The 17458-nt window shown below is 54.0% G+C and carries 17 protein-coding genes; 8 read left to right on the top strand and 9 right to left on the bottom strand.

Annotation, left to right across the window (positions count from 1 at the left end):
* Nucleotides 1-6 precede the first annotated feature (6 nt).
* Together trkA and ACWNZ1_RS12340 are read left to right on the top strand one after the other, a co-directional pair.
* Nucleotides 7-1380 (top strand): Trk system potassium transporter TrkA, encoded by a 1374-nt coding sequence (trkA, locus tag ACWNZ1_RS12345; RefSeq protein WP_135843028.1) that lies wholly within the window; start codon nucleotides 7-9, stop codon nucleotides 1378-1380.
* A 104-nt stretch (nucleotides 1381-1484) separates the two neighbouring features.
* Nucleotides 1485-1796, top strand: coding sequence for a tetratricopeptide repeat protein (locus ACWNZ1_RS12340; protein WP_456027650.1), 312 nt, complete (start codon nucleotides 1485-1487; stop codon nucleotides 1794-1796).
* Nucleotides 1797-2118: 322 nt separating this feature from the next.
* Here the strand turns inward: ACWNZ1_RS12340 and ACWNZ1_RS12335 are convergent, their stop codons facing one another.
* A complete protein-coding gene (locus tag ACWNZ1_RS12335; RefSeq protein WP_280944578.1) occupies nucleotides 2119-2547 on the bottom strand; it encodes a hypothetical protein in 429 nt (142 codons plus the stop codon).
* Between the two features lie 341 nt (nucleotides 2548-2888).
* On the opposite strand from ACWNZ1_RS12335, the gene ACWNZ1_RS12330 reads away from it, so the two are divergent.
* The 3 genes from ACWNZ1_RS12330 (at nucleotide 2889) to ACWNZ1_RS12320 (ending at nucleotide 6173) form a co-directional block, all read left to right on the top strand.
* Nucleotides 2889-4877 (top strand): M10 family metallopeptidase C-terminal domain-containing protein, encoded by a 1989-nt coding sequence (locus ACWNZ1_RS12330; RefSeq protein ID WP_456027649.1) that lies wholly within the window; start codon nucleotides 2889-2891, stop codon nucleotides 4875-4877.
* 669 nt (nucleotides 4878-5546) lie between these two features.
* On the top strand, nucleotides 5547-5771 hold the full coding sequence (locus tag ACWNZ1_RS12325) for a DUF2188 domain-containing protein (protein WP_017136943.1): 225 nt from the start codon (nucleotides 5547-5549) through the stop codon (nucleotides 5769-5771).
* A gap of 60 nt (nucleotides 5772-5831) precedes the next feature.
* A complete protein-coding gene (locus tag ACWNZ1_RS12320) occupies nucleotides 5832-6173 on the top strand; it encodes a hypothetical protein (RefSeq protein ID WP_280944580.1) in 342 nt (113 codons plus the stop codon).
* Nucleotides 6174-6240: 67 nt separating this feature from the next.
* On the opposite strand, the gene ACWNZ1_RS12315 is transcribed toward ACWNZ1_RS12320, so the two are convergent.
* Nucleotides 6241-7284 carry a DUF4062 domain-containing protein gene (locus ACWNZ1_RS12315; RefSeq protein ID WP_265072539.1) on the bottom strand — a complete coding sequence of 348 codons (1044 nt, stop codon included), beginning with the start codon at nucleotides 7282-7284 and terminating at the stop codon, nucleotides 6241-6243.
* Nucleotides 7285-7738: 454 nt separating this feature from the next.
* Between ACWNZ1_RS12315 and ACWNZ1_RS12310 the strand changes: the two genes are divergently transcribed.
* Nucleotides 7739-8764, top strand: coding sequence for a restriction endonuclease (locus ACWNZ1_RS12310; RefSeq protein WP_280944581.1), 1026 nt, complete (start codon nucleotides 7739-7741; stop codon nucleotides 8762-8764).
* Between the two features lie 315 nt (nucleotides 8765-9079).
* Entirely contained in the window at nucleotides 9080-10135 is a 1056-nt protein-coding gene (locus ACWNZ1_RS12305; protein ID WP_265072541.1) for a GIY-YIG nuclease family protein, read from the top strand.
* 494 nt (nucleotides 10136-10629) lie between these two features.
* On the opposite strand, the gene ACWNZ1_RS12300 is transcribed toward ACWNZ1_RS12305, so the two are convergent.
* Nucleotides 10630-10845 (bottom strand): hypothetical protein, encoded by a 216-nt coding sequence (locus ACWNZ1_RS12300; protein WP_265072542.1) that lies wholly within the window; start codon nucleotides 10843-10845, stop codon nucleotides 10630-10632.
* 372 nt (nucleotides 10846-11217) lie between these two features.
* Between ACWNZ1_RS12300 and ACWNZ1_RS12295 the strand changes: the two genes are divergently transcribed.
* Nucleotides 11218-11862 (top strand): DUF2459 domain-containing protein, encoded by a 645-nt coding sequence (locus ACWNZ1_RS12295; protein ID WP_280944582.1) that lies wholly within the window; start codon nucleotides 11218-11220, stop codon nucleotides 11860-11862.
* A gap of 58 nt (nucleotides 11863-11920) precedes the next feature.
* Here ACWNZ1_RS12295 and ACWNZ1_RS12290 read toward each other — a convergent pair whose 3' ends face one another.
* From ACWNZ1_RS12290 to ACWNZ1_RS12265, 6 genes are all read right to left on the bottom strand, one after another.
* Nucleotides 11921-12622: an HNH endonuclease gene (locus ACWNZ1_RS12290; RefSeq protein WP_280944583.1), complete on the bottom strand. Its 702-nt coding sequence runs from the start codon at nucleotides 12620-12622 to the stop codon at nucleotides 11921-11923.
* Complete coding sequence (locus tag ACWNZ1_RS12285; protein WP_280944584.1) at nucleotides 12615-13709, bottom strand: AAA family ATPase; 1095 nt, start codon at nucleotides 13707-13709, stop codon at nucleotides 12615-12617. The genes ACWNZ1_RS12290 and ACWNZ1_RS12285 overlap by 8 nt, the downstream gene beginning before the upstream one ends.
* A 323-nt stretch (nucleotides 13710-14032) precedes the next feature.
* Nucleotides 14033-14395: a DUF6124 family protein gene (locus tag ACWNZ1_RS12280; RefSeq protein ID WP_280944585.1), complete on the bottom strand. Its 363-nt coding sequence runs from the start codon at nucleotides 14393-14395 to the stop codon at nucleotides 14033-14035.
* A 454-nt stretch (nucleotides 14396-14849) separates the two neighbouring features.
* Nucleotides 14850-15485, bottom strand: a complete 636-nt coding sequence (locus ACWNZ1_RS12275; RefSeq protein ID WP_135843038.1) for an SCO family protein — start codon at nucleotides 15483-15485, stop codon at nucleotides 14850-14852.
* A complete protein-coding gene (gene cyoE, locus ACWNZ1_RS12270) occupies nucleotides 15482-16381 on the bottom strand; it encodes a heme o synthase (RefSeq protein WP_135843039.1) in 900 nt (299 codons plus the stop codon). The genes ACWNZ1_RS12275 and cyoE overlap by 4 nt, the downstream gene beginning before the upstream one ends.
* Complete coding sequence (locus tag ACWNZ1_RS12265; protein WP_135843040.1) at nucleotides 16369-17448, bottom strand: COX15/CtaA family protein; 1080 nt, start codon at nucleotides 17446-17448, stop codon at nucleotides 16369-16371. Before ACWNZ1_RS12265 ends, cyoE begins: the two co-directional genes overlap by 13 nt.
* Nucleotides 17449-17458 lie beyond the last annotated feature (10 nt).

Here is a 17458-nt window from a genome sequence, read left to right as displayed (position 1 = left end):
GACTGGATGAAAATCATCATCCTCGGCGCAGGACAAGTCGGCGGTTCGCTGGCAGAGCATCTGGCCAGCGAAGCCAACGACATCACCGTGGTCGACACCGACGGCGACCGCCTGCGGGACTTGGGCGACCGCCTCGACATCCGTACCGTACAAGGGCGCGGCTCGCTGCCTACGGTGCTGCGCCAGGCCGGTGCCGACGACGCCGACATGCTGGTAGCCGTGACCAACAGCGATGAAACCAACATGGTCGCCTGCCAGGTCGCCCACACGTTGTTCCACACCCCGACCAAAATCGCCCGGGTGCGCGAAGCGTCCTACCTGACCCGCGCCGAACTGTTCGACAACGAAGCGATTCCGGTGGATGTGCTGATCAGCCCCGAGCAGGTAGTGACCAATTACATCAAGCGCCTGATCCAACACCCGGGCGCTTTGCAGGTGATCGACTTCGCCGAAGGCAAGGCCCAACTGGTGGCGGTCAAGGCTTACTACGGCGGGCCGCTGGTGGGTCAGCAACTGCGCCAGCTGCGCGAGCACATGCCGAATGTGGAGACCCGGGTCGCGGCGATTTTCCGACGTGACCGGCCGATCCTGCCCCAGGGCGATACGGTGATCGAAGCGGACGACGAGGTGTTCTTCATCGCCGCCAAAGCGAACATTCGCGCCGTCATGAGCGAAATGCGCCGTCTCGACGAGAACTACAAGCGCATCGTGATTGCCGGTGGCGGGCAGATCGGCGAGCGCCTGGCCGAAGCCATCGAAAGCCGCTACCAGGTCAAGATCATCGAGATGAACCCGGCACGCTGCCGCTACCTCTCGGACACCCTCGACAGCACCGTGGTGTTGCAGGGCAGTGCCTCGGACCGCGACCTGTTGATGGAAGAGAACATCGCCGACGCCGACATCTTCCTGGCCCTGACCAATGACGACGAAGCCAACATCATGTCGTCGCTATTGGCCAAGCGCCTGGGGGCGAAGAAGGTGATGACCATCATCAACAACCCGGCCTACGTCGACCTGATCCAGGGCGGTGACATCGACATCGCCATCAGCCCGCAACTGGCGACCATCGGCACCTTGCTTGCCCACGTGCGCCGCGGCGACATCGTCAGCGTGCACTCCCTGCGCCGTGGCGCGGCCGAAGCGATCGAGGCGATTGCCCACGGCGATGCCAAGTCCAGCAAAGTCATCGGCAAAGCCATCCGCGACCTCGGCCTGCCGCCAGGCACCACCATCGGCGCGATCATCCGCGACGAAGAAGTGCTGATCGCCCACGACGACACCACCATCCAGACCGGCGACCATGTGATCCTGTTCCTGGTGGATAAAAAGCACATTCGTGATGTCGAGAAGCTGTTCCATGTGGGGTTGAGCTTCTTCTGATTCAGGCTTTGCGGTGGCAGTAATGGCCCCATCGCGAGCTTGCTCGCGATAGCTATCTAGCAGCCAACTGATCAACCCCTGACACAACCGATAAGGACGCCGCCATGCTCGACTCCCTGGAAAAAATGCTCGCCAAGGGTGTGGATAACTCCCTGCTGCGCTTCGGCCTGGGCAAGGGTTACCTGGACCTCGGCGAATTCGCCCGGGCAGCCGAACACCTTCAGCGCTGCGTCGAATTCGACCCCAAATATTCAGCCGCATGGAAACTGCTGGGCAAGGCCCACCAAGGCCACGGCGACCTACCGGCAGCCCGCCAAGCCTGGGAACAAGGCCTCGAAGCCGCCCGAGCCCACGGCGACAAACAAGCCGAAAAAGAAATGACCGTGTTCCTCAAAAAACTGGACCGCCAGCGCTGAAAACTTTCAGCCCAGCACAGCCCCCGTGGCGAGGGAGCTTGCTCCCGCTTGAGTGCAAAGCACTCATAAAAAAGCCCACCCCCAACCCACTGCCAATCCGCTAAAAGCTCAGACGGCGCAAAAACTGTGGGAGCAAAGCTTGCTCGCGATAGCGGTAGACCAGCCAAACCCGTTGTCGACAGCCCTGCCCCAATCGCGAGCAAGCTTTGCTCCCACAGGTTTGCGGCTTAACTGGCCGGCATTCCCCGCTCATGAAAAGGGGACAGAATTATTGGCTGGAAATAAATCTGCCCTTTTTCTGAAGCGATTCACTCCGCCCCCGCTAGCCGGGCTGATTACCGATGCAATCAGGCAGGTCGGTGCCAATCGTGATCATTTCGACAGAAACCGTAGGGTGGCTGCCGAAGCCCCAAGACACAGGCCCCCCATAATTCACCAGATCGTAGATCGCGCTTTCGCCAATCAGCTGGCCGTTGCGATTATCGTACAGGCGAAAAAAGGCTGGAATCTCCCAGCGAACAAACCACTGCTGCTGCTCTGGCTCATCCGGGGGCGACTGGGGGTGAAAGAGGCCGGGCAGTAACCAAAAAGGTTTGAATTCCTGAACCCGGTAGCAGCCGTTGGGGCTGATCCTGGCGGCGCCAACGGGCTTCGCCAGAGCCTTTTCCCACCACTGTGAAACGGCCCATAGCCCCGCGCAGAACACGAGTGCAATGAGGGCTAACGTTGGGAGCCGGGTTAGTTTTTTCATGTTCGCAGACCTATCGGTAACTCGCATATGAAGTTGTTCCCACTCTTGAGCCCCTGGCACTGGGCTAACGCTCAATGCGCGGTTTGACTGCCGGAATGGCAGTCACCTTACTCAAGGCAGATTTGAGACGTTGCGGGCAAGCTATTGAGGGACAGAAAAGGGGACACCCAATAGCCGGTATCAAGTCAAGGCTAATGGGTGTCCCCTTATTCCTTGAGACGGGTTGCATCGATAGCAGAGTAGAGGGTCGTCCAAGCACCTCCCTTCGTCTCGTAAAGTGGCAACCCGACTGAGCCGTGCCTATAGTCTTTGGCGCCATTTTGGCTATCGGAGGCATGGACATGAGCCAGAGCATTTCGCCCGCCGCTTCAGCTGCGCGGAACACAGGCATGGTCGCCACGACCTTATGGGGCTCGGACAAAATCGCAGGTATCACGGTCGATCCGGACGGTGCGATCTGGCTTGGCGCTTATAGTCGCCTGGGGCTAGGAGGCGAAGAGGATTCAGGCTTCACCGGCAGCCTGGTCCGGTTCAATGCCAACGGTAGCCTGGACCGCAACTTCAGCGGCGACGGTAAATCCCTCCTCCCTGTTGCGCTCGATATCGAGGACGGCGGCAATGCCGCCGTGCAGCCGGGAGGGGGCTACCTGGTGGCGCGCTACGTGAAAGTAGGCGACGCCTGGGTGTCGGGCGTCAGTCGTAACTTGGCGGACGGCAGCCTCGATACGAGTTTCGGGAACGGCGGCACCGCGACAGTGCCTTTCTATTGGAATGAAGATCTAGGCCAGCAAGCGTCGTTCTCCGTGCAACGCGACGGCAGCTTCTTCGCAAGCGCTGGGTATCCCTCTGGAGAGATCTACATCGCCCGCTTCGACGCGACGGGGGCCTTGGTTTCGTCTTTCGCGGAGGCCGGGGTCCTGCACCTACCAGCATCCGTCGGCATTCATCCCAGCGGTACGATCGACGTTTCGCTGCAGGGAGACGGGAAGGTATTGGTCACGGGGCAAGATACCCTGACCCGCCTCAACCCGGACGGTACGGTGGATAGCAGCTTTGCGAACGGGGGCAGCCTGGCCCTGGATGTTCACGCAGCCGCCCTCGTCATCCAGGATGACGGCAAAATCCTGCTGGCAGGCGCCTCGGGCGGCGTGGCGAGCGTCATCCGACTCAATGCCGACGGCTCACTTGACACCGATTTCGGTGATCAGGGTCAGGTACGTTGGGGCTCAGAAAGCGCTCCGTTCGCAGTCGCCGACATGATCGTGCTGGCTGACGGCAAGCTATTGATAGGTGGAAGCCAAGGTACGCGCGCGGACGGCTATCTGGCCGCCTTGGTCCAGTTGAACCCCGACGGCAGCCTGGACCACAGCTTTGGCAATCCCGACGACGGCTATTACCACCTTGACGGTGGCCACGACGATGACTTCTTGCTCGGGACCGCCTCGTTCGACGATGCGATCTTTGGCGGGGCCGGAAACGATCTGCTCGATGGCCAGCAAGGTCGTGACCTGCTGACGGGCGGTGCCGGGGCCGATACGTTCCGTTACCAGTCAGTCACAGACAGCTACCGCACCGCAACCGCAGCCCATAGCGACCGCATCACCGACTTCGACCCCGGCAGCGATACCCTCGACCTCTCCTCCCTGGGCTTCCTCGGGCTGGGCAATGGCCATGACGGAACGCTGGCGATACGCGTCAATGAAAGCGGGACGCGGACCTACCTCAAGAGTTTCGATACCAACGCGGACGGGGAACGTTTCGAAGTGGTCTTCGACGGTAACTTGGGCCAAGCGCTGAATGAAACCAACATTCTGTTTCAGCAAGCCAGGTTGGTGGGCACCGAAGGGGACGATCGTTTACAAGGCAACGCTCGAGGCGAAATTATCGAAGGGGGCGCGGGCGATGATCGCCTTTATGGCGCGCTAGGGAATGATGTGTTGGTTGGCGGAGAGGGCCGGGACCTGTTGGTGGGTGGTGGTAACAACGATGTGTTCCGCTTCGACGGACTGAGCGACAGCTACCGTACCGCCACCGAAAACCACACGGATCGCTTGATCGACTATACCGCGGGTGAAGATACGATCGACTTGTCTGCCTTGGGCTTTACCCGGCTGGGAGATGGTTATGGCGGCACGTTGGATGTGGTGGTCAATGAAGCCAAGAACCTGACTTACTTGAAGAGCTACGAAGTCGATGCGTCCGGGGCTCGATTTGAGTTGAGCTTGGTGGGGGACCACTCCGGTTACCGTGATTTGAACATCATCTTTGCCGAGCCCTCGGAAGGGGAGGCTATTCAATTAGTTGGAGTGGCTAATGACGTCTGGGTGTAAAACGCACTCCCTGCTGTGCTTCGGCCTGGATAAGGGCTACCTGGATCTCGGCAAATTCATCCGGCAGCCGAACACCTTTTGTGGCGAGGGGATTTATCCCCGCTGGGCTGCGAAGCAGACCCTAATAGCCAACGCGGTCGTCTGACATACCGGGAGTAACAGAGACTTCTCCTTAATCGATGTCTGTTTTCGGCCGGGGCTGTGTAAAAACGTTTTAGGGCCGGTTCAACGGTCAAAACCAGAACGAAAATTTCGTTCCTACGCAAATTTTGGGTCTACTGACTAACCAAGCACAGGCAGATTTTACGTAGCAACGCGGACTTCAAAACGACGCCTGCGTTTTTACACAGCCTGGGCCAAAAGCAGACTGTCCTCCAGCGGGGGTAGTCCAAAAGCCTGTCGACCACCTTGGCGTAGATTTCTGCATTTCATAAGCCCAAAGGCTAGCTAACCTGATCATCCTTTTTCATGGATATAGTAGAGGAGCAGCCGCGTCGCGAACCGGCGAGGCACTTCTGCTTCTGCACGTAAGCTTGAGCAAGACAGGCCGATTGGCTGAGACAAAGCACAACATACATGCACTATCAGTCGATCTAGCACTACATGTTGTATTTATCCGTTTCGATGCTACCTTCTACTAGGCAGGCAACTCACTAGTAGAGGTGTTCCATGGCAGGCAAAAATCAGCACGTCGTGAAACGTGATGAAGGCTGGGCGGTTCGGGGTGAGGGCAATACTAAAGACACCTCCCACCATCGGACTCAAAAGGAAGCTGCTGACGCGGCTCGTCAGATAGCTCAAAACCAAAAAAGCGAGGTGCTCATCCACGGCCGGGACAACCTGATCCGTGAACGTGACTCTTATGGCAACGACCCCCATCCTCCCAAGGGCTAATTACGACCTCACAGCGCCTCCGGAAGGAGGCGCATCCTGGGCTTCAATAAGGTATTCGGTATGAAGATCGTAACGGTGGTTCACGTGCACCTGAATCGAATCGGCTCTACCCGTGGCGGGTTTGGAAGTCATAAGCGACTGACCACCTATGCAGAAGCATCGGATGCAGAAATCGAAACCCTTCGAGATCTAGTGATTTCGATTGCCGAGCAAAATGGTGAGGCACCTGGGTCTCTGAACGACCTTCGCCATGAACGGCAAAGCCGCCACCCTCCCCAGGTTAAGGTCTTCAACATTCATGCGCCCAGCACCTCATTCAGCGAGCCCTATGCATATTGCGAAGCCTTTCCAGCGCTCAAGGCTGACAACCGGATCTTCAAGCTAGAAGAACTGCCAAGCTGAGACACGAAGGGTTCGAAGGGTTCATTGTTGCTTATCCCCCTTCCGCCTGCTGGCCACGCTCAATTCTTTAGGAAAGCTTGCGCCCGATTCGGAACAAAGCGTCTTCCAGCCACTGGTTGAAAACGCCCTGTGACGCTGGAATCAGCAGTTTTCTTTCCTCAATGTTTTTCTCACTGCGGTGCGGCATGGACATCGACGATGCAGGGGTGGTTGGCGGCTCTGCGTAGACTTGGTGAGAAATTCCGTAGATCCCCAGCTGGAACCAGCCTCCCTTACCTCGGCTAATCAAACTAAAAGCTTCTTCCGCAAAGCGTTTTAGCCGGCTGGGTGAGATGTAATAGGAGGCAAAATATTCGCCGCCCTTTCCTGGGGCTGCCAGAGGAATAGAGAGCCAGCTCATCCCATTATCGTGATGCCGCCAAGAGGCCTCCTCCGCATCTAGGCCGGTGATGTCTCCCTCGTTAAATGACTTGTAACCACCCTTGATAGAAACCAAGCCCGCCTGAGAAAGCTTGAGGAAGAATTCATCATGCTGAGTATGCATGGAACGCAACGTACCCGAGAGAATGGGCTGCGGTAGAAACACGAGCTCAATGCGATCTTCACGAGGCCGGCTATTCCAATTTCGGCTGTTGCTACGATTCTGCAGGTGCTGAACGAACTCCTGTTCGGAAATGGCGCTGCGACTGGCTGCAAGTTGGCTTAGCCCCTGGATGATTTTGTCTGAGAGGTCGCGATCACCTGTGAAGGTGGAACGGAAAAGGCCGTCGACGTAATCGGAAACCTCCCAGTGAAAGCGCTTTTGATCATCCTCGACCGGAACCTCTTCCAGAAAAGCCAGGATGGGTTTATTGGCAGCTTTGGCGCGATGGAACTCCTGCTGAGTGACGGACTCACCTGTGTGGGTTTTGAAGCCGAAGTCCGCGCCAAGAATCAGCACCACTACGTCGGCCTGGTCAACCTCAGTCATGCATGCGACTTCAGAGGAATAGGGTCTTGCACCAAAATCCTCACACATCACTGGGGTGTGCCCCAACAGAGAAACTGCTTTTTTGGCGGCCGCACGATAGTGCTCAAAATTACGTACTACAGAGCTGATAAACACGTTCATAGCAGTCCCCATCACTAATCGGCCACATCCGTTTCGCCTCATCATACCGGCCGCTTTACTCGAAGTGACATCTGCTGAAAAAAAAGCTAGCCGCTGAATAGCCCCCCGATTTCGTAGATACTGACTGCTTTTGGCCGATTTCTGCCTGTCACGAGGGGCTGTAATCGACCCAAAGCTCCCCTGGCTGAAAGTATGAATTGACCTATTACTACCGGTCGCTGTAAGCAGTTCAGAGTCCAAAATCATCGCCCAGGATTGGCACCATTGACACGCAACGGGAGATCACGGTATCCCGCTTCGTGGGGACAACATATCGTTCGCTTCAGTTTTTTGCTGACGGCAGGACTGAAAAGTCTCATTTGGTGGGGCGAGTAGTCCCTACCGCTAGATCATATACATCGCCCTCCCAATCAGCTTGTGAGGTTTTCAGTAAAAATTGAGGTAATAGCCCGATATGTCAGAACCTCTAGAGAGGCCCACGGAATTCAAACATTTAATAGCTGAGCTATTTAGTTGCTTAGGCTTTAATAAAGTAAAAATTGACCATGTATATTACGGGGCACTTGGACATGACTATGATATAGATATTCTCTATGGAGTTTTAGGTAACGCAACTGTAGCAGAGGTTAAGTGCTATAGAATCGATTCCCCTCCACGTAACGACCTTGTCATGGCTGCCCTTCAAAGCGTTAGGAGTCTGAAAAGTAACACTGGGGCGGAAAATTGCGCGTTGATAATGTCTTGTCAATTGACCGTAACCACTGCATCTCTGGTATCAGCATACGGGGATGTTGATGTATGGGACTTAGGGCGAATATTTTCGGCGGCTCAAGCATTTCCTGATGTGTTTCGCAGACTAGCGGTTTCCCTAGAAATCGATGTGAATAAGGCAGCAAGCTATGTAGGCAGTTCCATCGCTGTAGTTCACGACGATGGTCAGCCTTACAAAAGAGGTCTAGTATTAGCCGAGATCATCAAGAATATTCCCTCTGGCAGAGAGAAATTTCGAGACTATGAAGACGCCTGCATACATTCCTTGAAGTATTTGTTTGATCAGGACCTTACAGGATGGCATGAGCAGCACCAAACTCATGACGGGCATCATAGAAGGGACCTTGTATGCCGAGCTCTGCCGAATGCAGAGCTTTGGAGATTAATACTCTCTGACCTAAAAAGCCGATATGTAGTTTTTGAATTCAAAAATTATTCTTACGAAATAAAAGAGACCGAAATCAGTCAGGCAGAAAAATACCTTTACCCTGTTGCCTTGAGGTGCGTTGCATTCATTATTTCACCTACGGGTTTTTCAACAGCTGCTCTCGCAGCCACACATGGCGCAATGCGCGAGAGCGGAAAAATGATTATTTCCATTAGCTCTAAGGAGCTAATTCAGATGCTAATAGGAAAAGATGAGGGTGCTGACCCTAATGTTATTATGTTCAAGATTGTAGACGAGCTTCTCATGGGATTGGGACGGTAAACACCGTAAAGATCGAAGAAGAAAACAATTTACTCTCCTGTGGGGACTTCTAACGCAGCATGGCGGCAGTAGCGGCCAAAAGTGTGCTTCTGCTAGCGCTGAATGCTCTGGCGTTGTTTGACAACACACGCCTCTCAGTCGGAATCTGATTTAGGAGAGCGGCAGTAATTTTAGCAAAATTTAAGCTTTAAAACAGGGGCGGACGTAAATTTCTAAAATAAACTCGCTCTTTTTTCTGGAGGGCGGGAGCCGTCAAGAAGCCGTCGCTCAGATGCTCCAAAAAACTAGAGATGATTCATACGTGCGAGAAATTTGATGTTCGGAAAACACTTCTTATACATCCTATTTAGAGAGAATGGTGTTTGTCACAAAATGGGCGTTACCAGTGACATTCATCGTCGAGTAAATGATCTCAACAGACTGCATGGACCATTTTGTTTGAAGCGGTCATTGGTTCTCCGAACCGATAGCAAAAACGAAGCTTATATGCTCGAGACGGCACTGAAGTGCTCATATTCAGGCTACAATACTCCACTCCCTGGAGAGTATTACACGGATGGTGGAACCGAGTGGTTTGCAATAGATTGTTATAGCGATATGTGTAATTCATTAATTTCTTTTGCAAAGGATAGAATGGGCGACGGATACAGCATTGAGCTGATGAATCCAAGCCTCCTAAAGCCACTTACTAAAAATGGTATTTCTAAGCAACTTAAATTTCAGAAATTTTTAGAAGGTAGAAAGGCTCAGATTGAGGCGCTTTGCCAAAACACAAAAAACGTCAGGAGCTTTAGAACAGCAATTAAATTACTAATGCCAAGCCTTATTGGAGTTGCGAAAACCGACTCCAATGAACTTAGTAATTCATACGAGATTTTTTTGAGTGCAGATACATCGTCAGAGGTTCTTGATGAGGTCTTCTCGGTCTCACGCTTAAGTGCGGACAATGATGAAGTTTGGGCTGGCGCGAACTTATGCGTATCAACGCAGAGCTCCTGCAAGTATAAAAAAGCTTCATTTTCAATCCCTCACCGAGGCGATCACTTTGAAAGCAGCTGGGAGTCAAAGGGAAAGCTTTTAACTTATGTTTCTATGCTGGAGGATCTAGCAGTCGCATTTCCTGTGCCGCCCGCATATCAACAACATGTCGGGCGCACACTCTGGGATGATCTGTCACCTGATGAACGCTCTTTATATCGTCGCGCCATTTGGGAGGCGCTATTCGATTATGGTTCTGAAAGCCACTATGAAACTGACAATAAAATACTCCGCCACAGGAAAAATTCTAATTCTCGAACAATCAAAATACGGAGAGATGAGTCGCCAGGTGAGCACCCTTATACCCAACTAAATTTTGATTTTTCTGATTAGAACTGCTGGCAATCAATAGCTTTTTCTTTTTTTTACAAAATCCGTAAGGTGTTTGGATGTGTGAAATCTCTGCCATTGAATCAATAGCCCTAAATGGCCGGTGTAAGCCCCAAAAGAAGGTTTACTATTGCCAACGGCAGCCTTGGCCTGAGAGGCTACTTTTGGCCGGTTACTGTCTGTCACGAATGGCTGCTTCCTGCGAAACTGGGACAGACCACGATTTTGCGTTCACCTGTAATCGGCCCGTCTCATAATCGTGGTTTGTCCCCGTTTCCGCAGGCTGCGTTTTGGCCGGTCAGACCCGCTTGTTGGGGTTTGATCTGGGGTTGCTGTCGGCTTTTGCCGTGGCGATAGGGATGGGGTTGTTCATGAAGCGACGGCGGTTTGAGTAGGTTGGCTGAGTGCGAAAGGCGGGCGGATTTAATACTTGAAAATAAATCCGTCCGCTTGAGTGCTCATACCAGAAAATTTATCCATCTTCTTATTCCAGCTTATCAGGGCTTGTAGAGGTCAGTTTCAAGCTCTACTCGATAGGTATCGTCCAGTTTTACCTCATAGGTCTTCTGGGTGACGATGTACGTGAAATCGGGAAAGACTTCGAATCTGAGCAGATCGCCTCGATTTATGGAGTCGTCCAGGGTTATTTCCTTGACGGAGGCTCCCTTGGAAAGTTGGTGTTCGGGTAGTTTGATCCAATATGAATGAGCCATTGGATAGTTCCTTTTACTTGTTCGGGAAGACCATTCAATGCTTATCGAACCTTCTTCGCTACTGTCAGAAATGACAGTAGCGACAAATGGTAAAAGGAAACGATAGCACTACCGGCAAGCGAGTCCAGGGCTTTGCTCCGTGTCGTGGTCAGCGCACGCGCCGGTGACATTTAGAAGGCCATCGTTCAGCTCTACAGGGAGAGCGTTGGCGAGTGCCCCAAGCTTTGAGTGCTAGGCTTGGTCTCTGAGATATCTTGTGGCGTATTGCTGCTTTGGGTGTCTAAGCACCATGGTTGCCTCTGGCCGAGATATAGCGCCAACCCCTGCTGGGGTTTTCCCACGTTTCGTTAGCGAGCCTCCAAGCCCTTGTGTATGCGCATTGTAGTGCTGGCCCTGGTCCTCACGCTGTTCGGCTGCGCTACCGCGTCGGACCCGCCGAGGGGCGAGGGTGGCGATTGGCGGTCCTTCTATGTAGTGAATCATGGCCTGCATACCGGGTTGATAATTGCGCGCCCCGATCTACTTCAAGTGCTTCCCGCACTGGCTGAAGAATTCAGCGACGGCGACTTCGTTGAGTTCGGTTGGGGTGACGAGGATTTTTACCGAGCCCCACAGGCCACCTTGAGCCTCGCCCTGCGAGCCTTGTTCGGGTCGAAGGCAACCGTGCTGCATGCGGTGAAGATTGATGGGGACCCCAGGCGGCGTTTCGCCGCAAGCGAGGTCATCGAGGTGCGGGTGACGGGGGACGGCTACCAACGACTGCTCGCGTTCGTGGCCGGGACCTTCACCCACTCAGCGACGGGCACCTTGGTGGTACTCGGGCCTGGCCTGTATGGAGAGAGCCGGTTCTTCCAGGCCGAGGGTCGCTATTCGCTGTTTTATACCTGCAATACCTGGGTTGCAGAGGCGCTGGCAGCGAGCAACTGTCCAATGTCGCCTGCAGCGGTGATTACGGCGGGGAACGTCATGTCGCAGTTGCGCCGGGCGACAGCGGTTGGTGCATCCTGCGTTGACTGAAAAGGGGACAGAATCATTTGCTATTTGTTGGAAATAAACCTGTCTCTCTTTTTTCCATTTAAATGTTTGCGGCAAGCCGTTTGAGAGTTGAGGCGGCGCTTTCGTAGCCCGGTTTTCCATCTAGATGTTCGCCGAGCTTTTTAACTGCTTCTGCGACGGTAGGATTTGCCTGCTCTTTGATATTGAATAGGGAAACTTGTTTCAAGTGTTCAGAGCATAATCTCTCGCCAAGGCTTGATCTGAAACGAAAAACCCGCACGTAAATGTGATTGGTCTGAAGCTTTAGAAAGTCAACATGTTCATCGTAAGTATGGAAGATTGGATGAAGGCAATCGAACAAATTGGCTTTGTAATTACCAGAAAGATTTTTGACACGATAAAAATCATTGTCGCTCTTCAAGGCATTGCACGTGACGCATGCGAGAGCTAGGTTGTTATAATCAAAAGCAAACATCGGATAATGCTTGATTGGTAAGATGTGTTCAATATTAGAGTTTTTTCCGTGGAAGATCCTGTCGCGACAATAACAGCACAGAGACTTCTGTCGTTCAAGCAAGTGTTTGCTAAGTTTTTTATGTATGTACTTGCCTCTGGCCTCTTCGTAAAACTTGCTCCAGATACTTTTCCGCGGAGGAAACTGATTATGTGCGGCCGACCTGTATTCCAAAATACAGCTTAGTGCTTCACGGTGATATTTTATTGACCTGCTGTACAAGCTTTTTACGAAGCCGGCACGACTACTGCTTACAGGTTTAAGCATGGTTACCGTTCCTGTTCAATATTTCTAGCACTGCTCCTTCAAACTCTTCCGCTGCTCCTGTTACACCCAGGCTGTCAGCGTCAGAGGTAGAAAGGTCTTGGATTCGCTTTTTTAGCGCGCCAAGCTCAGCCTTTATACTGCTTTTTGTATACGTACTATCATTAACATGATCAATAGCCATGCTTAGAATTCTGGCGAACTCTTCAAACAACGCTTTGTTCTTTGGCGTGTAAGTATGGAACTCCTTGAGCATCAGCATTTCAACATTGATATCTTCCCTCGTTATCACCCTCAAGCCGCTACCTTGCTCCATATTAAAACAATTAGCCCCCACGGCCATTGCGCTTGATATCAGCACCGGAGAGTGTGTGGCAACTATCATTCGGCAATTATTAGTACTGGAAATAATACGATGTACAAGGCTCGGCCAAGCTAACTGCCACTCCAAGTGCAGACTAATTTCGGGTTCGTCTACAAAAAAAATAACGCCTTCCCTTAAGTTTGAAATAATTTTTAGTGCTGTCGATATGATATTTTGCTCGCCAGAGCTGAGATCAATAAAATTTATTTGCTCATCACGTTTACTGATCGATAATGAAAAAGGTTTGACAGGATTCGCCAGAACTTTTGAGTGCTGCTCAACGAAGGTGTCGTCAAGGACTGAACGATTAAAGCCTGCGTCTTCTGCGCGTATCTTCTTGGTGGTACGGGGTGTTACATAAACAATTGGATCAAAACCAAGCCTAATCAAAAAATCAGATAATATGGAAGAAGTTCCCCTCTTTAGGCTCTCCACATAATGCAACACTGCATTCGCAGAAAGAGTAGTTATATGGCTTGCGTTTCCAACAGTACGATTACCTAAATAGGTATAGCTCCCTTGTTTTTCTTTTCTAACTGTCCTGCCAAATCGAAATTTATCAGTCAGGCCTGATGCAATGACCACAACATCCTGTCGAAGGGAGATTTTCTTGGCATTATGCTCAAGCATGCGGCTCTTCCCTACGCCGTTGTTACCGATCAGGTATGTGAATTTCGCACTCAAATCGAGAGTAGGAAATACTGGAATTGAAATCGTAATTTCCATAGAAGCGTGCTTCCTTGCTAAATTTTGATAATGGCATTATGCCTTAGTCGTAAGAACCCATAAAGCACCAGATGGACGTGTATTTCAAGAACATGCGCTACGAATTCGGCCTAAAAATATCGTCTGATGCACCGTTGCATCAATGTGAAGGCAAGGCACCAACATAAGGCATACACGTGTCTGCTTATCGTCGTTTGTAACTGTCGCTGGAAAGGAGGGGGTCATTGGCTAAAAATTTAAGGAAAGCAGAAATTGCTCCCCCGTGTTTGCGGGTGAAGAAAAAACCCGGCACAGGCGTCGGGTTTTTCTTTGAATATTATTGACTACCGTCTCGGCTCCACGTTATCCAACACCTGATTCGCCAGCAACGAACTCAGCTCAATCAACTGCTGAATACCAAGCGCAATATGACGCCGCGATCCATCCAACTCAAACGCCAAGTCATTAATCATCGCATCAGCCGAAGCCAGGGTTTCACTGAGATTCGCGAGCAAGCATTCGTTATCGAGGCCTTTCACGATGGTGAATACCTGCCCAGGTTTGGGGTCGTCTTGAGATTTGTCCGGTTTCGGTAGCAAGTAGTGATCGAGCACGCGTTTGGTGGTTTCGTCTTGCTTCTTGGCTTTGGATTTTGCGGATGTAGAGGTGGAATCTGCTTCTGGCGGATTCGGGGATACTTTGAACATACGCTTCGGTTCCTGATGTGGTGCCGACACCCCGAAGCTACTAAACAATGGGGTGGTAGCTGTACGCAGGTTAGTAGACCGGGGAACCGAAGAAGCCGGCGCGCCTAAGCGCCCTGCGTACAGCCACCATCAAGAACAGGGGTTGGGCCCTGTTTGAGAAGCGCTTGTACAACTTCGATTACCTCGGGCTACTAAACCCGACCACTGATGGGCAGTGGCAGGAGAGACAATAGAACCCAGGGAAAAGGCGCACAAGCGGGCGGATTCTGGCGTAGTTGTAGGCAAAGGCGCAAGGATGCGTGGCTTGGTGGAGGTGTGTAGGTGGGGGCTGTAGGAGCGAGGTTTGCCGGCGATGCGGGAGACTTGTTTTGGTCTGGAACCGCGTCGATTTCATCGCCAACAAGCTCGCTCCCACAGGAGAATGGCGGTGGGAGCAAGCGCTCTCGTCGTGGCGTTATTTACGCTTGAGCATCTCCGGCAACTGCGCCACCAGTTTCTGGTTATTCAATGGCGCACGAATAAACCCACGTTGGGTGCCGTCCGGGCCGATGACGGCCAGGTTGCCGCTGTGATCAACCGTGTAGTTGGGTTTGCTGGTGTCCGCCGGAATGAACGGAATGCTCACCGCATTCGCCAGTTTCTGCAGGTCTTCAACCGACGAGGCGGTCAGGCCTTTGAACTGCGGGTCGAAGTAACCCAGGTACTGCTTGAGTTGCTTGGGCGTGTCGCGGTTCGGGTCGACGCTCACCAGTACGATCTGCAACTTATCCACAGCCTCGGGCGGCAGTTCGCTTTTGATCTGGCGCAGTTGGGCGAGGGTGGTCGGGCAGATGTCCGGGCAGAAGGTGTAGCCGAAGAACAGCAGGCTCCATTTGCCTTTCAACCCGTCCATCGCCACGGGCTGGCCGTCCTGGTCGGTCATTTTCACGTCCGGCAGGTTGCGGCTCTGGGGCAGCAGGATGATGCCGGCATCGATCAGCGCAGTCGGGTCGCCCTGGCCTCTGCCGGACAGTACTTTGTTGATGGTCAGGCCGAGGATCACAGCGATCACGGCCGCGAGGATGAAGACGGTTTTCTGGGTTCGAGTCATAGGCTCAACAGTAAGTAATGATCTACAAGCAGGGCGATGAACAGCAGGAACAAGTACCAGATAGAGTACTTGAAGGTGTTGATCGCCGCGTGCGGCCGACTGCCACGGTACAACACCACGGCCCATTGCAGGAACCTGGCGCCCAATACGAGAGCGCAGACAAGATAGAGCATCCCGCTCATCTGGATCACGAACGGCATCAGGCTCACCGCCAGCAGCACCAGGGTGTACAGCAGGATATGGATCTTGGTGTAGTGCTCGCCGTGGGTCACCGGCAACATCGGGATGTCCGCCTTGGCGTATTCCTCCTTGCGGTGAATCGCCAGGGCCCAGAAATGCGGCGGGGTCCAGGCGAAGATGATCAGCACCAGCAACAGCGGTTCGGCGCTGACGTGACCGGTGGCGGCCACCCAACCCAACAGCGGTGGCGCCGCACCGGCGAGGCCGCCGATGACGATGTTCTGCGGTGTCGCCCGTTTGAGGAAACCGGTGTAGACCACCGCATACCCCAGCAACGAGGCCAGGGTCAGCCAGGCGGTCAGCGGGTTGGTGAACGCCAGCAGCATGGCCTGGCCGGCCACTGCCAGCGCCAGGGCGAAGGTCAGTGCGGCGGCCGGTGAGATGCGTCCCTCGGCCAAGGGTCGTTTGTGGGTGCGGGCCATCACCGCGTCGATGCGCCGGTCCACCACATGGTTGACTGCCGCCGCGCCACCGGCACACAGGGCGATCCCCAGGTTGCCGAATACCAGGACCGTCCACGGCACCCCGGCGCGGGTGGCGAGGAACATGCCGACCAGCGAGGTGATCAGCATCAGCACCACCACTTTGGGCTTGGTCAGCTCCAGATAGTCGCGCCAGATCGCCTGGTTGTGGCGTTCACCGGTCAGGGTTGCCATGGCATCTCTCCTTTTATTGTTATGGGACTGGCGCTGTGTTTATGCGGGTAGAAGCGCCAGCGCAGCGGGACGTGATGCTTGACCCGGACCAGGCTGGTACGGGCGTGATAATTGACCAGCACCAGGGTCAGCAGCAGCGCGGCGCCCCCGGCGTTATGAGCGACCGCCACCGGCAACGGCAGATGGAACAGCACGTTGCTGATGCCCAGGGTGATCTGCGCCGCCAGGGCGATCAACACCAGCCCGGCCAGGCGGGTCATGCCAACCGCCTTGAGTTGCCAGGCCAGCCCCAGTAGCACCAGCGTCACCAGCAATGCGCCAATGCGATGGGTCAGGTGGATGGCTGTGCGCGCATCGCTGTCGAGCTGGCCGCCCAGGTAGTTGGGGCCGATGTGCTGGGTCAGGTGAAAGCCATTGGCGAAATCGGCTGGTGGCAGCCATTGGCCGTGGCAGGTGGGGAAATCAATGCAGGCCACCGCCGCGTAATTGGAGCTGACCCAGCCGCCCAGGGCGATCTGGCCGATCACCAGCAGCAGCCCGGCCGTCGCCCAATGTTGCAGGCGCTTGGGCACAGTCAGCGCCGGCAGTACGCCGGACAATCTCAAGGTCAGCAGAAACAGCAGGCTCAACGTCGCGAACCCGCCCAGCAAGTGCCCGGTGACCACTTGCGGCCAGAGTTTCAGGGTCACGGTCCACATGCCGAACGCCGCTTGCGCAAAGACCACGGCCAGTAGAAACAGCGGCAGCTTCAAGGGTAGACCGGGGTGACGACGGTTCATCCAGGCCCGGGCGGCCAGCACGGTAATCATTAGCCCCAGGGCGCCCGCGAAGTAGCGATGGACCATTTCGTTCCAGCCCTTGTGGGCTTCCACCGGGGCGTCGGGATAATGCAACTCGGCATGGGCCAGTTGGGCTTCGCTCTTGGGCACGCTGATAAAACCGTAGCAACCGGGCCAGTCCGGGCAACCGAGGCCCGCGTGGGTCAGCCGGGTGTAGGCGCCCAGCAGTACGACGATCAGTGCCAGCAACGTGGCAAACAGCGCGAGGCGAAATCCAGGTTTGGCCATGTCGATGCCC

The sequence above is a fragment of the Pseudomonas sp. CFBP 5748 genome, from assembly GCF_053850495.1.
Note: the sequence above shows the minus strand (reverse complement) of the source record. Positions and strands in the feature narration are given on the sequence as shown.

Coding starts and splice junctions, on each gene's coding strand:
- ACWNZ1_RS12305 (WP_265072541.1), top strand. CDS start 9,080: ATGTTCGGAAAACACTTCTTATACATCCTATTTAGAGAGAATGGTGTT.
- trkA (WP_135843028.1), top strand. CDS start 7: ATGAAAATCATCATCCTCGGCGCAGGACAAGTCGGCGGTTCGCTGGCA.
- ACWNZ1_RS12285 (WP_280944584.1), bottom strand. CDS start 13,709: ATGGAAATTACGATTTCAATTCCAGTATTTCCTACTCTCGATTTGAGT.
- ACWNZ1_RS12320 (WP_280944580.1), top strand. CDS start 5,832: ATGAAGATCGTAACGGTGGTTCACGTGCACCTGAATCGAATCGGCTCT.
- cyoE (WP_135843039.1), bottom strand. CDS start 16,381: ATGGCAACCCTGACCGGTGAACGCCACAACCAGGCGATCTGGCGCGAC.
- ACWNZ1_RS12275 (WP_135843038.1), bottom strand. CDS start 15,485: ATGACTCGAACCCAGAAAACCGTCTTCATCCTCGCGGCCGTGATCGCT.
- ACWNZ1_RS12280 (WP_280944585.1), bottom strand. CDS start 14,395: ATGTTCAAAGTATCCCCGAATCCGCCAGAAGCAGATTCCACCTCTACA.
- ACWNZ1_RS12290 (WP_280944583.1), bottom strand. CDS start 12,622: ATGCTTAAACCTGTAAGCAGTAGTCGTGCCGGCTTCGTAAAAAGCTTG.
- ACWNZ1_RS12265 (WP_135843040.1), bottom strand. CDS start 17,448: ATGGCCAAACCTGGATTTCGCCTCGCGCTGTTTGCCACGTTGCTGGCA.
- ACWNZ1_RS12340 (WP_456027650.1), top strand. CDS start 1,485: ATGCTCGACTCCCTGGAAAAAATGCTCGCCAAGGGTGTGGATAACTCC.
- ACWNZ1_RS12330 (WP_456027649.1), top strand. CDS start 2,889: ATGAGCCAGAGCATTTCGCCCGCCGCTTCAGCTGCGCGGAACACAGGC.
- ACWNZ1_RS12315 (WP_265072539.1), bottom strand. CDS start 7,284: ATGAACGTGTTTATCAGCTCTGTAGTACGTAATTTTGAGCACTATCGT.
- ACWNZ1_RS12325 (WP_017136943.1), top strand. CDS start 5,547: ATGGCAGGCAAAAATCAGCACGTCGTGAAACGTGATGAAGGCTGGGCG.
- ACWNZ1_RS12295 (WP_280944582.1), top strand. CDS start 11,218: ATGCGCATTGTAGTGCTGGCCCTGGTCCTCACGCTGTTCGGCTGCGCT.
- ACWNZ1_RS12310 (WP_280944581.1), top strand. CDS start 7,739: ATGTCAGAACCTCTAGAGAGGCCCACGGAATTCAAACATTTAATAGCT.
- ACWNZ1_RS12300 (WP_265072542.1), bottom strand. CDS start 10,845: ATGGCTCATTCATATTGGATCAAACTACCCGAACACCAACTTTCCAAG.
- ACWNZ1_RS12335 (WP_280944578.1), bottom strand. CDS start 2,547: ATGAAAAAACTAACCCGGCTCCCAACGTTAGCCCTCATTGCACTCGTG.